This is a genomic window from Sphingobium sp. FG11 (assembly GCF_057809915.1).
On the sequence record NZ_JBMDKW010000014.1, the window covers coordinates 1 to 15794 of the forward strand.

The 15794-nt window shown below is 59.4% G+C and carries 12 protein-coding genes and 1 tRNA gene; 11 read left to right on the forward strand and 2 right to left on the reverse strand.

What is annotated here, in order from left to right; all coding sequences use genetic code 11:
* Positions 1–188: 188 nt before the first annotated feature.
* From ACODSN_RS12435 to ACODSN_RS12445, 3 genes are all read left to right on the forward strand, one after another.
* Positions 189–2345, forward strand: coding sequence for a TonB-dependent receptor (locus ACODSN_RS12435; RefSeq protein WP_489055838.1), 2157 nt, complete (start codon positions 189–191; stop codon positions 2343–2345).
* A 67-nt stretch (positions 2346–2412) separates the two neighbouring features.
* Positions 2413–3240: an alpha/beta fold hydrolase gene (locus ACODSN_RS12440; protein ID WP_489055839.1), complete on the forward strand. Its 828-nt coding sequence runs from the start codon at positions 2413–2415 to the stop codon at positions 3238–3240.
* Between the two features lie 112 nt (positions 3241–3352).
* Positions 3353–4261 carry an LLM class flavin-dependent oxidoreductase gene (locus ACODSN_RS12445; protein ID WP_489055840.1) on the forward strand — a complete coding sequence of 303 codons (909 nt, stop codon included), beginning with the start codon at positions 3353–3355 and terminating at the stop codon, positions 4259–4261.
* Between the two features lie 104 nt (positions 4262–4365).
* On the opposite strand, the gene ACODSN_RS12450 is transcribed toward ACODSN_RS12445, so the two are convergent.
* A complete protein-coding gene (locus ACODSN_RS12450; RefSeq protein WP_489055841.1) occupies positions 4366–5274 on the reverse strand; it encodes a LysR family transcriptional regulator in 909 nt (302 codons plus the stop codon).
* Between the two features lie 148 nt (positions 5275–5422).
* On the opposite strand from ACODSN_RS12450, the gene ACODSN_RS12455 reads away from it, so the two are divergent.
* The 7 genes from ACODSN_RS12455 (at position 5423) to ACODSN_RS12485 (ending at position 13502) form a co-directional block, all read left to right on the forward strand.
* Positions 5423–7090 (forward strand): AMP-binding protein, encoded by a 1668-nt coding sequence (locus ACODSN_RS12455; RefSeq protein ID WP_489055842.1) that lies wholly within the window; start codon positions 5423–5425, stop codon positions 7088–7090.
* Positions 7087–7779, forward strand: coding sequence for a nitroreductase (locus tag ACODSN_RS12460; protein WP_489055843.1), 693 nt, complete (start codon positions 7087–7089; stop codon positions 7777–7779). Before ACODSN_RS12455 ends, ACODSN_RS12460 begins: the two co-directional genes overlap by 4 nt.
* Positions 7780–7814: 35 nt before the next feature.
* On the forward strand, positions 7815–8999 hold the full coding sequence (locus tag ACODSN_RS12465) for an acetyl-CoA C-acyltransferase (protein ID WP_489055844.1): 1185 nt from the start codon (positions 7815–7817) through the stop codon (positions 8997–8999).
* A gap of 189 nt (positions 9000–9188) precedes the next feature.
* Positions 9189–9317 (forward strand): hypothetical protein, encoded by a 129-nt coding sequence (locus ACODSN_RS12470; protein ID WP_489055845.1) that lies wholly within the window; start codon positions 9189–9191, stop codon positions 9315–9317.
* Positions 9314–10309: a LysR family transcriptional regulator gene (locus tag ACODSN_RS12475; protein ID WP_489055846.1), complete on the forward strand. Its 996-nt coding sequence runs from the start codon at positions 9314–9316 to the stop codon at positions 10307–10309. The genes ACODSN_RS12470 and ACODSN_RS12475 overlap by 4 nt, the downstream gene beginning before the upstream one ends.
* 432 nt (positions 10310–10741) lie before the next feature.
* Positions 10742–10867: a hypothetical protein gene (locus ACODSN_RS12480; RefSeq protein ID WP_489055847.1), complete on the forward strand. Its 126-nt coding sequence runs from the start codon at positions 10742–10744 to the stop codon at positions 10865–10867.
* Between the two features lie 232 nt (positions 10868–11099).
* On the forward strand, positions 11100–13502 hold the full coding sequence (locus ACODSN_RS12485) for a Hint domain-containing protein (RefSeq protein WP_489055848.1): 2403 nt from the start codon (positions 11100–11102) through the stop codon (positions 13500–13502).
* 510 nt (positions 13503–14012) lie between these two features.
* On the opposite strand, the gene ACODSN_RS12490 is transcribed toward ACODSN_RS12485, so the two are convergent.
* Positions 14013–14089, reverse strand: a tRNA-Met gene (locus tag ACODSN_RS12490).
* 289 nt (positions 14090–14378) lie between these two features.
* Here ACODSN_RS12490 and ACODSN_RS12495 point away from each other — a divergent pair.
* On the forward strand, positions 14379–15788 hold the full coding sequence (locus tag ACODSN_RS12495) for a circularly permuted type 2 ATP-grasp protein (protein WP_489055849.1): 1410 nt from the start codon (positions 14379–14381) through the stop codon (positions 15786–15788).
* Positions 15789–15794: the final 6 nt, after the last annotated feature.

The window sequence follows — 15794 nt, forward strand, 5'->3', positions numbered from 1 at the left end:
CCACTCACCAGGACTTCATCCAGCTCAACCGTTCCGCAAACCCCATCGCTTGAATCAGATGAAAAGGAGGTACGATCCAGTAATTTAAGCCGATTTTCTAAAACTATACTTAAAAACAATAGAGGGAGAGTTTTATGTCAAAGGTTAAAGCATTACGATCGTCGTCGTTGATCTCGATATGTCTGGCGATGACGACGGGCCTGGCCGCACAGGCCGCCTACGCGCAATCCGCGCCGAATGCCGACAGGGCAAATTCTGGCGACATCATCGTCACCGCCCAGAAGCGCGAACAACGGCTTCAGGACGTGCCGGCGACGATCGCCGCCTTTTCCCAGGAAAGTCTTGAGACCCGGCAGATTCGCGGCCTCAACGATCTGACCACGCGCGTTCCGTCGCTGGTGATGGGCTATCAGTTCGGCAGCAACCAGATCACGCTTCGCGGCATCAGCACCGGCCTCACCAGCGGTTTCGAAGATGCGTCGGTCGCCGTGCATGTCAACGGCGTGTATCAGGCGCGCGCGCGCAGCCTCGATCTGGCGCAGATGGATCTGGAACGGATCGAAATCCTGTCCGGTCCGCAGGGCACGCTCTATGGTCGCAACGCGACCGGCGGCGTCATCAACTATATCATGCGCGGCCCATCGGATCATATGGAGGCCGAATTCACGGGCAGCGTCGGCAATCGCGACGCACACGGCATTCGCGGGTTCATTTCCGGGCCGATCAACGACAAGGTCGGCTTCCGGATCACCGGCCTGTGGGACAATACCGATGGCGACGTCAAAAATCTGCTCGCGGGCGCGCCCGACAAGAATTTCGGCGGGCGCAAGGTCGCTGCCATTCGCGGCGTGCTGGCCTTCAAGCCGACCGATACGCTGAAGATCGAGGTCGAGGGGACCTATTCGCACACCCGCGCCTCCTATGCGCCGACCGCGCTCGCGCCGTCGATCAATCCCGCGCGCCAGGCGTTTCTCGTGCCGCAAACCTACCGTCCGCATAAGGTCTATTCCGATCTGGATGCGCAGATGAACACGAAGCAATATACCGCGACCGGAACGCTCACCTGGGATGTCAGCGACGATGTCCAGTTCAAATCGATCTCGGGCTATCAAAAATACAACAACTTCATGGCTGTCGATTATGATGCGAGCGGTGCGACGGCGAACCATATCCCAAGTTCAGGCCATTCCCGCACCTATTCGCAGGAATTCAATCTGAATACGGATACGCTGGACGGCAAATTGAAGTCCATCTTCGGCATGTTCTACTTCAATGACGAATATACCCAGCAGACCAATGTTAACAGCAGCCTGTTCGTACCGTTTTTCCCGGCGAACGCTGACGTATATCAGGCCAATTTCTCGCAAAAGGCGAAGTCTTTGGCCTTCTTTACCGACCATACATTCTCCGTCACCGACAGGCTTCGGCTGCTGGCCGGCATCCGTTTCAATCATGACAACAAGAAGGGCAATCTGAACGTTCGCGGTCAATGCACCAACGTAAACAGGGACCTGACGTTCGAAGCATGGACGCCGCGCGCGGGCGTGCAGTTCGACGTGACCGATCAGGTCAATGTCTATGCGACCTATCAGAAGGGCTTCAAATCCGGTGGTATCGGTTCGGGGACGTGCGGCGACACCTTCAAGCCTGAAACGATCGAGGGCGGCGAGGCCGGCGTCAAGGCGAGCTTCGCCGACAACCGCATCCATCTGAACGTCGCCGGCTTCTGGTATGATTACAAGAATATCCAGGTGCAAAAGACGCTGGGAACGGCGGGCGGCTTCGCGGTGCAAAACGCCGCTGCGGCCCGGATCAAGGGGATCGAGACTAATTTCGATGCCGCGATCACCGATCGCCTGAAGCTGGACGGTTCGGCCATGGTCGAGAGCGCCAAATATACCGATTATATCAACTGCAACCCGGCCGATTTTCTGGGCGCTTGCAGTGGTTCCGACCCCCGTGCGGACAGCGACCCGACCCGCAATAAGAATCTGGCCGGCAACTGGCTCAACCGGGCGCCGCCGTACAGCGTCAGCATCGGCCTTGAATACAGGCTGGATCTAGCGGGCGGAGAATTGCTGCTGCGCGGTGAATCCTACTGGAGCGGCAAGCTGCGCTTCTCCGAGTTCGACGATCCGATCCTGACCCAGAAAGCCTATAATATCCAGAACGCCTATGTGACCTTCACGCCCGCCGACGAGAAATTCGTCCTGCGCGCGTTCGTCAAGAATATCGGCAACACGAACTACCGGACGTCCGGCTTCTTCGATGGATTTACGTTCCAGCGTGAAACCACATGGGGCGCATGGCGTACCTTTGGCGCGGAGGCGACCGTCAGGTTCTGATGATCGCGTAATCGATTCCAGACCCATCCATGCCGGTAGTAATAGTAAGCGAGACGAAAGACAGATCATGCCTTATGTAACTGTTAACAAACTCAATTTCTATTACCTTGAAGATGATTTCACGGATCCCTGGAAAGAACCGGAAGTCGTTTTCATCCAGCATGGATGGGGCAGGAGCTCGAAATTTTTCTATCACTGGGTTCCGGGTCTTGCCCGCGACTACCGGGTGCTGCGTCGGGACATGCGCGGCCATGGCCAGTCCGATGACACGCCCGCGTCCGACTGGTCGGTCGATAATCTGATCGAGGACATCAGGGGCTTTCTGGACGAGCTGGGCATCGACAAAATTCATTATGTCGGCGAGTCCGCCGGCGGCGTGCTCGGTGCGGCCTTTGCCGCAAAATATCCCGAAAGGATCCGGTCGCTCACCCTGATGTCGACGCCGCTTTCGGACCCGACGCGCGGCTCCGACAAATATGGCTATGACGATCTTGCGGGGAAGATCGAGAGCACGCCGATCGACGAGTTTGTCGACATGCTGGTCAAGGGCCGTGGTCTGGTGCCGGTCAGCCCCGAACACGAACAGTGGATGGCCAGCGAGTGGCGCAAGAACCGCCCCGCGAGCCTCGCGGCGCTGGCACGGCTATTCCCGGCCATAGACCTGGCGCCCGTTGCGCCCACCATCACCGTGCCGACGCTTATTCTTGCGCCCGGCAACAGCCATACCGCGCCGCTGGAGCATCAGAAGCAGATGCACGCGCTGATCCCCGGTTCGAAGATGGAGATCATCGACGGCAGCGGCCACGAGCTTTATTTCGAGCGGTTCGACGAATGTTTCGCGGCTTTTCGATCGTTCCTCGCATCGGTTGGAAAATCGCCTAAAGAGCAGGCATGATCTGCCGCTTCGTCAATCCCCGGCGGCGGTCGTTGCCGGACGAAAACAGGGGTTCGACCAGTTTGAGCGAACCCCATTCACACGTTAATCCTCATTTGCAGATGGAGTTATCATGGCACAAATAGGTCTTACGCTTGACCGCACGACGCATATGCTGTCGGCGGAGCAGTTCGCGGAACTGGCGGTGCGGATCGAGCGGCTTGGGTTTGAGAGCGTATGGCTGCTCGACACGTTCGGGCGCGATCCGTTTCTGGCCTGCGGCTATCTTCTGTCCAAGACGAGCACGATCAAGGTCGCGACCGGGGTGGCGACGGTCTACAGCCGCGATCCGATGGGTGCGGAGCAGACGCGTCAGGCTTTGTCGGAATTCTATCCCGGCCGCTTCATCATGGGGCTGGGCGCGTCCAATCCGTTCGTGATCGCCCGGCGCAAGGGCGACTGGGTGGCGCCGCTGCCCAAGATGACCGCCTATCTCGAAGAGATGGAGCAGGTCCAGCTCATCAGCCCCAAGCCCGCGCAGCTCGCGCCACTGTGCATCGCCGCGCACGCGCCCGGCTTGCAGAAACTGGCGGTCAAGCATGCGCAGGGCATGGTGACGTGGATGATCCCTTCGGGCATCATCACCGAAGCGCGCGAGCGTGTAGGCCCCGATTTCGACATCACCGCGCAGATCTTGTGCGTGCTGACGACCGACGCGGAAGAAGCGCGCGCCGTCGCCCGCGCCTATCTCGCCATGTATATCGCGCTGCCCTATTATCAGGCGGCCTTCGCCAAATGCGGGTTCGATGAGTCCGACTGGACCAACGGCAACAGCGACCGGCTGATCGACGCGCTGACCGCATGGGGCACCAACGAGCAGATCCTCGCGCGGGTCGAGGAGTTCGCCGCCGCCGGCGCCGACCGCGTCGTGCTCAACGTCGTGCGCGAGGACGAAAGCCAGCGTGGCGAGGGCAAGCCCCCCGTCATCATCGGCGACTGGGTCGGCATCGACGGCCTCGCCGCGATCCTGCCGGGAAAGTAAAATAGCGCATCGCCTTTTAGAGCATGTTCCGATCCACATTCGATCGGAACATGCTCTGATTGCGGTACAAACGGTAAGACGCGCTTTCTAGGTTCGAATGCCGATCATTCGGCCCTGGTGGGTTCGCCGCGCTCACCACGATGGAGCGCCATGTCCCAGAAACTATTCTGGTCATGATCTGCAAGGCTGACGCTTCGCAACAGTTGGAACGGCACCGCGACCGGCGACCGCACCGGAATGCGCACGATATCCACGCCGCCCTGATCGTCGCTCCCGAAGTCGAAAAATGCTGCGACCTCTTCCGATGTCCGCATCCGGACGGGCGAGCCTTCGGCCATTTCGGGCATCTCGACGAACCGGCTTCCCGCTTCGATCAGCGGCGCATAGAGCATATCCCACAAGCCGGGATTGAGATTACGGGTAAATACCTGAACGGTCAGACCGGCCAGATCCTCGGGCGTGAGCGACGGGCGGCTCGCCCACGGGTGAGATGTGGAGACGGTCACAGCCAGTCCGTAATGCGCCAGGACGATGCGATCGAACCGCGCCGCGTCGACTTCGCCCATCATGAACGACAAGTCGATCTCTCCGGACTCGAGTTTCGCCAATAGCGGGACCGACCAGGCGCTTTCGAGTTCAAGGCTGATATCGTGATGCGCCACAACGAAATCATGCAGCAATTCGTGCCGGTGCCGGATCACCTTGGTGCTGGGCGCTGCCCCGATACGCAGCACACGGCGCTCCCGCCGGTTCAACTGGAATGACAGCCGGTCGGCGGTTTGGGACAGGTGCGCCATTTCCTCCGCTATCGGCAAAAAGGCTGCGCCCCGCTCGGTCAAGGTGACGCTGCGGGTGGTGCGGTGCAGCAGCGGGAAGCCCAGTATCTTCTCCAGCTTGGCGAGCCGGGCGGATAACCAGGGCTGTCCTACCCGCAGCCGCTGCGCGGCTCGGACGAAGGACCGTTCCTGCGCGATGGCGGCAAATTCGATGATGAGCTTGGGATCAATCCGCACCGCAGTCCTTCCTGATTACGCAGCGGATAATGTCGAAAATCGACTTAATCAAGCGATAATCCGGCTTGGACTATGCTTCGGTTTAACCGCATTATCCTGCGTCAACGGGCAAGGCCCGATTACACCCGCGATAAGGATGGAGAGGGTAATGTCAGCATCGCCGGCAACGGTGGCGGAGCCTTCCTATTTTGAGGCTGTGGCCCATTTCGACCCCCAGGACGCGCTGGCGTTCCTGGCGATGGGTGGCAGCGAAAATGTCAACGCCGCCGAAATTTGCTGCACGCGCCATGCGGGTGATCCGGGCCGGGTGGCGCTGCGTCATCGCGCGCCGGATGGCGCCACGCGCGACTGGACCTTTGCCGAACTCGACCGCGCCTCGTCGCGTTTCGCCGCAGTCCTGCAAGGTCTGGGCGTGGCGAAGGGGGACCGGGTGGCGGGTCTGCTGCCGCGGACGGCCGAACTGCTTATCACCATATTGGCGACTTGGCGGATCGGCGCGGTATATCAGCCGCTGTTCACCGCCTTTGGTCCCAAAGCGATCGAACATCGACTTCAAATCGCCGACACGCGCGTCGTCGTCGCCGATGCTGCGAACCAGCCCAAACTGACCGGCCTCGATACGCCCGCAGCGACGGTCATCGTGGGATCATCGGCCGATAGCGGGCATATGGATTTCTGGACCGCCATCGATGCGCAGACAGGGGGCATCGCGCCGGTTCCGCTCGATCTCGACGATCCGTTCCTGATGATGTTCACCTCCGGCACGACCGGACTGCCCAAGCCGCTACTCGTCCCGCTGCGCGCGATTGCCGGGTTCGTCGGCTATATGCGCTATGCGATCGATCTGCGGGCGGACGACCGTTTCTGGAACCTCGCCGATCCCGGCTGGGCTTACGGCCTGTATTGGGCCGTTGTCGGTCCGCTCGCGATGGGGATGACGACGGTCTTTCATCAGGGCGGCTTCACCGTGGATTCCACCTATGACACGATCGTCGAATATGGGATCACCAACCTCGCGGGATCGCCGACCGCCTATCGTCAGTTTCTCGCTGCGGGACCGGAGAAGGCGTCGCGGATCAAAGGCAAGCTCCGCGTGGTCAGCAGTGCCGGCGAACCGTTGAATCCCGAGGTGATCCGCTGGTTCGAAGAGCATCTCGATGTGCCGATTCACGATCATTACGGACAAACCGAACTCGGTATGGTGGTGTGCAACCATCATGGCCTTTCGCATCCGGTGCGGATCGGATCGGCGGGTTATGCGGTGCCCGGCTACCGCGCGGTCATACTCTCCCCCGACAATCGCGAACTGGGTGTCGGCGAGCCGGGGGAACTGGCCCTGGACCGTGCGCAATCGCCGCTGATGTGGTTCACCGGCTATATCGGCCGCGAGACGCCTGCGCTGACCGACGCCTATTTCCGCAGCGGCGATACGGCCGAGCTGAACGACGACGGCAGCATATCCTTCGTCGGCCGTTCGGACGATGTCATCACCACATCGGGCTATCGCGTCGGCCCGTTCGATGTCGAGAGCGCGCTGATCGAACATCCGGCGGTGGTGGAATCGGCGGTCATAGGCAAGCCCGATCCCGAACGGACCGAGATCATCAAGGCGTTCGTGGTGCTCAAGCCGGGATATGAGCCGGACCCGGCGCTCGCCGAAGAGTTGCGGCTTCACGTCAGGTCTCGCCTGTCCGCGCACGCCTATCCGCGCGAGATCGCCTTCGTCACCGAACTGCCCAAGACTCCCAGCGGCAAGGTGCAGCGCTTCCTGCTGCGCCAACAGGAGATCGCCCAGCAATCCGGGGCCGCATCATGACCATCCGTACCCGGCCCGATCCCGCCATATCGGCTTTCGATGCGGTCGCGGGTCGCCGTTCGATCCGCCGCTTCCTGCCCGACCCGGTGCCTCAGACGACGGTGGACCAGATCCTGACAGCCGCATCGCGCGCGCCTTCGGGGCAGAATATGCAGCCCTGGCTGGTTCAGGTCGTCACGGGCGAAACCCGCGCGCGCCTGTGCACCATGGTGGCCGATGCGGTCCGCGCCGATGAACGCAGCGACGAATATGCGTATTTCCCGGCGGAAATACGCGACCCGTATCGCGCGCGCAGGCGCAAGGTCGGCTTTGACCTTTTCGCGCTCTATGGCGTCGGACGCGACGATCACGCCGGTCGGCAGGAAGCGCTGTTGCGCAACTTCGACTTCTTTGGCGCGCCCGTGGGGCTGTTCTTCACGATGGAACGCACATGGGGCTATGGCGCGTGGATCGACATCGGCAACTTCATGACCAATGTCATGACGCTGGCGCCTGCCTTCGGCCTCGCGACCTGCCCGCAACAGGCGTGGGCGGAATATGGCGCGGCGGTCCGCAGGGTGCTACCAGTGCCGGACGATCATGTGATCGTGTCCGGCATGGCGCTGGGCGTTCCGGACCATGAAGCCGTGGTCAATGGCCTGGTGACGGAGCGGGTGGCGACCAGCGAGTTCGTCCGGCACTTCGGCTGACGTCATCGCACGGAGCCTTCCCAAGGAGAAGCAAGATGCACAATGATCCTGTCGTCATAGCCGGCTATGCGCGCACGCCGATGGGCGGGTTCCAGGGGAGCTTGTCCGCGCTCAAGGCCACCGACCTTGGCGCTGTGGCCGTGAAGGCGGCGGTGGAGCGGGCCGGGGTTTCCGGCGACGCTGTCGATCGCATCTATATGGGCTGCGTGCTGCCCGCCGGGCTGGGGCAGGCGCCCGCGCGGCAGGCGGCGCTGGGCGCGGGGCTTGGCATCGGTACGGAAGCGACGACCGTCAACAAGATGTGCGGATCGGGCATGCAGGCGGCGATCATGGCCTATGAGGCCCTGGTCGCCGGAGGGGCGGACATGGTGATCGCGGGCGGCATGGAAAGCATGACCAACGCGCCCTATGCGCTGCCCAAGCATCGCGCCGGGGCGCGGATCGGCCATGACCGGATCATCGACACGATGATGATGGACGGTCTCGAAGACGCCTATGAGCCGGGCAAGGCGATGGGCGTGTTCGCCGAAGAAACCGCGCGCGACTATCAATTCACCCGCGCCGAGCAGGACGCCTACGCCATCCGCTCGCTCGAACGGGCCAATGCGGCCATCGACAGCGGGGCTTTCGCCAGGGAGATCGTGCCGGTGACGGTCACGGGGAGGGGCGGGGACAGCATCGTCGATACCGACGAGCAGCCGGGCAAGGCCAGGCCCGAGAAGATTCCAACGCTGAAACCCGCTTTCGTCAAGGATGGCACGATCACCGCCGCCAATGCCTCCTCCATTTCGGACGGCGCGGCGGCGCTGGTCATGACGCGGGCCAGCGTGGCGGAAAGGCTTGGCCTCACGCCGCTGGCGAGGGTCGTTGCAACCGCCGCTCACGCGCACGAGCCATCGAAATTCGCGACGGCACCCGTCCCGGCGATGCGCAAGGTGATGGAGAAGGCGGGCTGGTCGATCGCGGACGTCGACCTTTTCGAAGTCAACGAAGCCTTCGCCGTCGTCGCAATGGTCGCGGCCAAGGAACTGGGCATTCCCGACGACAAGCTCAACGTGAATGGTGGCGCGACCGCGCTGGGCCATCCCATCGGCGCGTCGGGCGCGCGCGTCCTCGCGACGCTGATCGCCGCGCTTGAAAATCGCGGGTTGAATCGGGGCGTCGCGAGCCTGTGCATCGGCGGGGGCGAGGCTACCGCCATGGCGATCGAGCGGATTTGAGGGGAGGGGGTGTTCGCTCCCAACCGTGAGCCTCTAACGATAGTGGGACTATCGGCGTCGTCGGGAGCGATCTGCCGGCCCCATTGCAATTACCAGGGTTGCGACCCATAAGTGCGGTCCGCTTTTCAGCTCGGTTGTGGTTCAGCGCCTGCGAGAGCGGGAGCATGACTTTGAGCGAGTTCTGGGTGGATGAAGATCGGTTTGAGCGGCTTTGCCGATGGCTCGATACGCGGGCTGGAGAGTGACGTGGTTTTCAAGCCTCAGGCTGTCCGCATCTATTATCTTGTCGGGCATGGCCCGATGGATCAGCATCTATGATGGATAAGCTCCTCAAGATGCGAGATATCCGGTCCATCGACAGGGTCGTGGTCTTGGCGAACGAGCTTAATTATCAGCGCGCAGCCAACATCTTGCGTATCACGCAATCCGCCCTGAGCAGGAGCATCGCCAATCTGGAGGAAGGTTTGGGGATTTGTCTGTTCGACAGAGACCAGACGGGGGTGCGATTAACGCCTCTGGGCCGTGAATTCCTCGTTTTTGCCAATAGGCTGGTCAACCAGGTCGATGAATTTGTTCACGAAATCGATGCGCTGAGTGCCGGGTCTTCGGGCCGCGCCGCCTTCGGGATTACACCGGCCCTTGCTCAGCTCGACATCGTAAAGCGTACCCTTGCGATGTCCCTGGTGCACAATTCCGATTTTCACATAGAAATAGTGGAACAACCGGCAGATACATTGCTGAACTCCTTATTGAAAGAGGATGTGGAATTCTATATTGCGGCTGAACGCGATGTCGATACGATATCAAACAGACTTGTTCTTAAACATCTGTGTCATACCGAATTTGTTGTGGCGGCTAGGAAATGTCATCCATTATTCAGTAAAAATATTATAAATCTGAATGATATGTCTGAATATCCTATGCTTTCTCCGCGCATTCCGGCATCTAATGGATATAATGGCGATGCAACTTATGGATGGCGCCATGAATATAACATACGCACTACGATTCATTGCGATGACGTTTTATATTTAATGGATTTGGCGGATAAAACAGACTCCCTAATCGTCGTCATGAAAAACGTACTTTTATCGCATCCCGAATATAATTTGGTTGAACTTCCGCTCGGTGGCTTGATTGACCGATGGAAAGATCAGGACATCGTCCTTGTGACTTTGGAGAACAGGAAATTGTCTCCCATGGCCCGATCCATCATCAGTGATCTGACCAGTTTCCGTGCGGAGCAGGGCACACAATATCAGCAGCTTAATTCTCGTAGGGAGCCTGCGCCGGTCGACATGCAGATATGATATCGGTGTCGGCGCATCCCGAAATGTCCGGGAGCGCCGCCATTGGGCCGCAACTAAATCTGGTCGTGGCATGGTTATCATCGCGACTTCGCGATGATAACGGGATCCGATACCTCGCCCACAGCCTGACGTCAGACGCGCTCATCGCAGGGGCACTGTGTAACTGTAAATCGCTGTCATCACCCGGAAGGGGGCTCGGCTCAACATTCTGTTGTGAATTCGCGCGTCGCAGGGAGGCGATCGTCGCCAATGATGGAACAGATTGAGCATAAGCCGTTCAGGTTCGATTGCTCGGATATATGCGGCGCCCGATGGGCTGGCTATTGAAGCCGAGCGGTGTCGGGCGCGTCGATGCACAGCTTTCCCGGCATCAAATCTCTAATAGTATAGGCCTAGCGGAGCCGCTTTGTCGCGACCCCCCTGACCGATGGCATGCGCATCGTCATCGACAGCCAATATCTGGAAGATCTGAAGGGCGTGATCCGCCAGGGCACGACTGGCGTGTTCAAACAAGGGCTTTCTGCCGGAGGCAAGGTCGGTGGCTATTATCGAGGATGAAGCCGAAAGGAATAGCTGTGACCGAAAAGTGATCCGCGGCTAAAATAGTCAAAATTCTATTTGTGCATTTTCCTTCTTAAAAACCAACATTTTACTTCCCACGATCTTCTCGCCATCTCGGCTCTGCTATAAAATAATCGCCTGGAAGAAGCCGTGCAGGAGCAGAATCACGGCTTTACTGTTTACCGTCAGCCATGTCATCTTCAGCCAGAGTAGGCGGAGGGGGCGATTCGTGACGGATTTTGTATTTAAATCACTACCGCACCAGTTTTCTGCCGCTTGGGAAGATGCTGCGGTGTGGATCGGCGGTGTCGTTCCAAACGGTGTTGATGCCGATGTCACTATTATAGATCATTCATTAGACTACTCCAGCGCGTCTGTAACACTTTCGTCCAATTTTGTGACGCATTCGCTCGACCTGCACCAGTTCCTGACTCTGTCCAACGCGTCACTGACAGTGCAGGATCATGTGGCGATCGGCACGGGCGGCGAGATTATCCTGAGCGGTGGGCAGCTTACTGCGCCTTCAATCCTAAATGATGGCAGCGGACTTCAAGGCCAAGGGATCATCAATACGGGTGTTCTCGTCAATAATGGTGCACTCAGCGGCAATGGTCTGACCATCAATGCCTCGACGATCGATGGTGCGAGCTTTATTTCAGGTTCGCTTCATATCAATACCAATGCGCACGGATTTTCGGCGTTGAACTCAGGTAGCCTGAACCAAGGTTCTTATTTTTCCCAATCCAGCGGGTTGGACGGCGGTATCTATCTAAACGTCGGTGACGTTATCAATACTATCAATACTTCGGTCTATCTTGAAAATGGCGCGACAATCTATAGCTATGATGATGCCAGTCATCAATATGTGTCGGCGTTAACGTCTGTGCACGAGATAGCTGCAGGGGGCAGCCTTTCGCTCGCGAATGGATCGTATAATTTCAGCCGGCTCGAAATTGCCGGTCGCGTCGATATTGCTAGTTCGTACCCATATGCTGTTACGGCCATCGCTGGCGACTTAACCGTAGCATCAGGCGGCATTTTGGCCAGCGATTTGGGTGTTATTGCGTCGTCGATCGTTAACAACGGCACTATCGCTTTTGCGCCCCCTCAGAGTGGGGGCGTCGCCTATTCCATGGTTATAAATGGTGACGTTTCCGGTGAGGGCACGATGACGTTGCCGGAGTACCACCGCGCAGGCCCGGCGATATTGACCATAAATGGTGCGGTCAGCGCAGGGCAACATGTCGTGTTTACCGATAATCGCGGTCATCTGACCCTGGGTAACGCACAAAGTTTTCAGGGTACAATTGCGCCATCTCTTGTTGGGACTTCCAGTGATTATGTGGAAATACATTCCAAGACGCCTGCTGGCGACGCTATAACCATCAAGGATGTCTCTCTATCTTCAATTACAGGGTACAACTACGTAGGTGACAGCAGCGGTGGCACGCTGACGCTAGCTCAGGGCGGCGCGAGCATTGCACTCCATTTCGCTGGTCAGTTCACAACAAGCAGCTTCACGCTGGCGCAGGGCACATCCGTCGATGCCAATGACGCAAGCGCGACCACCATCATCGTCAATGCCGGCCTTGGGACAATCAATAACGTCTGCTTTGTGACTGGCACGCGAATCCGCACGCCTAAAGGAGATGTGCCCGTCGAACGGCTGCGCGTGGGCGATGCTGTCGTCACCGCCTCTGGAGCAGTGCGACCTATCAAGTGGATCGGCGCCCGAAGGTTAGAGGGTATCGGAAACGTCAGGTACGCGCATCACTGGCCAGTCCGGGTGCTGGCAGGCGCTCTAGGACCAGGGTTGCCCGATCGCGACCTCTTCTTGTCGTCGGCGCATGCATTGTGCGTGACGGTACTGGACGAAATGTTCGTGCCCGTGGGCGCGCTTATAAATGACAGCACGATCATGCAGGTTGCAGTCGATGCTGTGGACTACTGGCATGTGGAACTAGACGGTCACGACGTGCTGCTAGCCAATGGACTGCCCGCCGAGAGCTATTTGGACGACGGCAATCGAGCTTGGTTCTCGGGCGACGAGACTGAAAACAGTTTCGGCGATGCTGCCTGCATGCGCGATGCATGGGCGAGACCCTTCGTCGATCGTGGTCCAGTGGTGGAAGCCGTGCGCCTGAGGCTGGAGGCGCGCGCCCGAGCGATTGGGTGGACCACCACATCCGATATGGACTTGCACCTGATGGTCGATGGTGGGCGGGTGCACGGCGATACCGACGGTGAGATTACGCGCTTTATCTTTCCGGCCAGTGCGCAGAACGTATCATTAATATCCGCAACCTTCGTGCCTGACCGGCTGGACATGAACGGTGACGGACGGCGCCTGGGTGTTCCGATAACTGGTATAACATTAGGAGACGGTATGCGCTCGCACATCGTCCTGTCGGTCCATGACGACCTGATCGAAGGTTTTCATGCCTTGGAGGAGGAAGACGGTCATTGTTGGCGTTGGACGAGTGGTGCGGTCGTCTTGTCGCCCGCCTTGTGGGCAAACTGTAGGTCGTATGTAATATTGCGGGTGACAACTCGTCCGGTGGTTGGCAAACGTTGGGTTGCACCCCCACTGGATGTTGATGAATCTGGAAAGGTAATCCCGCTGCGCGCCTAGGAGGCTCGAAATCCCGCGTAGGTAATGCATGACGAGCAATCAAACGCACCAGTTTCGTCGATGTGGGCGAGCGGTGAGGATGGTTTTCGATCACGATCGCGATCGCGATCGCCCGTTCAGATGGGCGACCGTGATTTGATCGCTCAGGAGATCGCATGCATTCCGTGACGCTACATGAGTGGTGCAAGAAGGTGGAACTCTACAGCGACGGCGTGCAAGTGTCCCGGCTAAAGTGGTTGGCCAGGTAAAGGTGCTGGAGGGCGGCTCCTTGAGCGGCCGCATGCCTCCCGAATCAATGGGGCCTGATCCTAAGCGCAGTGCTCCCGTGCTATCCTGTTCCTGCGCCGAAGCCCTGCATGTGAGCACCGCGACTGCTCTATGAAAATCGGGCATAACAAAACTCGCGAAAAGGAGAACAGAAACTCCACCTGATTGCCCAATCGGCCTATCAGTATCCGTTTCCATAAGATCGAATTTGAGAAAATACGGCCAAATCGTATGTTTTAACATTGGTAGCGGAGGAGGGACTTGAACCCCCGACACGCGGATTATGATTCCGCTGCTCTAACCAGCTGAGCTACTCCGCCCCATGGGCATCACGCGGGGGCGATGACGCCCTGCGGTGAGGGCGCGCTATAGGCAGGCGGGGGCGGCGGGTCAACGGGGTTGCGGAGCAGATTCGACAAATCCGCGCCGCGCCCGCGCTGGCGCGGCGGTGGCCTTCGCATCGTCCGCATATCTGCCGCGCGGGAAGTCCTTGCGCGGGCCATATTTTTAGTCTTGCATTCCAACGCGCGGCGCGCACTAATGCTGCAATGCACAAAGCCGACGCAATGCCGGCGCAACCGGCCGTCCTGGCCGAGGGAGGATCGACGCTTGCCCTTCCACGAGATGTTTGAGCCGGATGGTTCGATACGCGCCTGCTATGCCGAGGTGCAGGAATGGGTCGACCGGACCGGCATTGCCGGACTCAATCGTCGGCTGGACGAGGCGGAAGCGATTTTCCGGCGCATCGGCATCACCTTTGCCGTCTATGGCGAGGGCGGGGACCCGGAACGGCTGATCCCGTTCGACCTTTTGCCCCGCATCTTCACCGCGCAGGAATGGCGCGTGCTCGACAAGGGTATCCGCCAGCGTGCGCGGGCGCTCAATGCGTTTCTGCACGATGTCTATCATCGCGGCGAGATTGTGAAGGCGGGCATCATGCCGGCCGACATCATCTATAAGAACAGCGCCTACCTCGCCGAAATGGTCGATTTTACGCCGCCCGGTAAAGTCTACAGCCATATCGTCGGCATCGATATCGTGCGCACCGGACCGGGCAGTTTCGAGGTGCTGGAGGATAATTGCCGCACCCCCTCCGGCGTGTCCTACATGCTCGAAAATCGCGAGATCATGACGCGCATGTTCCCCGAACTGTTCGCGCAAGGGCTGGTCGCGCCGGTCGATGATTATCCCGCCGAACTGCTCAAAAGCCTCAAGGAAGTCGCGCCGCCCGCGTGTAAGGGCGATCCGGTGGTGGTCGTGCTGACCCCCGGTTCGCTCAACAGCGCCTATTATGAGCACAGCTTTCTCGCCGACCTGATGGGCGTCGAGCTGGTCGAGCCGGCGGACCTGTTCGTCGACGAGGACCGGGTGTGGATGAAAACGACGCTGGGACCCAAGGCAGTCGACGTCATTTATCGCCGCATCGATGACGAATATCTCGACCCATTGGTGTTCCGCCCCGACAGCCTGCTCGGCGTACCGGGCATCTTCAACGTCTATCGCAATGGCGGGGTGACGCTGGCGTCCGCGCCGGGATCGGGCATCGCCGACGACAAGGCGGTCTATGTCTATGTGCCCGAAATGATCCGCTTCTATCTGGGGGAGAAGCCGATCCTCGACAATATCCGTACCTGGCAATGTTCCAAGCCCGACGAATGCGCCTATGTGCTGGAAAATCTGCACGAACTGGTCGCCAAGGAAGTGCATGGATCGGGGGGCTACGGCATGTTGATCGGTCCCAAATCGACGCGCGAGGAAGTCGCCGCCTATGCCGAGCGGATCAGGGCGAACCCGTCCGAATTCATCGCCCAGCCGACGCTCGACCTGTCGACCGTACCGACGCTTGGTCCCGCCAGCGTCGTGGGTCGTCACGCCGATTTCCGGCCCTACTGCCTCGTCGGCAAGCAGATCCGCCTTGTCCCCGGTGGTCTGACCCGCGTGGCGCTGACCGAAGGATCGCTCGTCGTGAACTCCAGCCAGGGCGGCGGGGTGAAGGACACCTGGGTCATGCAGGACTAGATGGAT

Bases quoted from the DNA above. Each gene is read 5' to 3' on its own strand.
- ACODSN_RS12435 (WP_489055838.1), top strand. From the start codon at position 189: ATGACGACGGGCCTGGCCGCACAGGCCGCCTACGCGCAATCCGCGCCG.
- ACODSN_RS12440 (WP_489055839.1), top strand. From the start codon at position 2,413: ATGCCTTATGTAACTGTTAACAAACTCAATTTCTATTACCTTGAAGAT.
- ACODSN_RS12445 (WP_489055840.1), top strand. From the start codon at position 3,353: ATGGCACAAATAGGTCTTACGCTTGACCGCACGACGCATATGCTGTCG.
- ACODSN_RS12455 (WP_489055842.1), top strand. From the start codon at position 5,423: ATGTCAGCATCGCCGGCAACGGTGGCGGAGCCTTCCTATTTTGAGGCT.
- ACODSN_RS12460 (WP_489055843.1), top strand. From the start codon at position 7,087: ATGACCATCCGTACCCGGCCCGATCCCGCCATATCGGCTTTCGATGCG.
- ACODSN_RS12465 (WP_489055844.1), top strand. From the start codon at position 7,815: ATGCACAATGATCCTGTCGTCATAGCCGGCTATGCGCGCACGCCGATG.
- ACODSN_RS12470 (WP_489055845.1), top strand. From the start codon at position 9,189: ATGAAGATCGGTTTGAGCGGCTTTGCCGATGGCTCGATACGCGGGCTG.
- ACODSN_RS12475 (WP_489055846.1), top strand. From the start codon at position 9,314: ATGATGGATAAGCTCCTCAAGATGCGAGATATCCGGTCCATCGACAGG.
- ACODSN_RS12480 (WP_489055847.1), top strand. From the start codon at position 10,742: ATGCGCATCGTCATCGACAGCCAATATCTGGAAGATCTGAAGGGCGTG.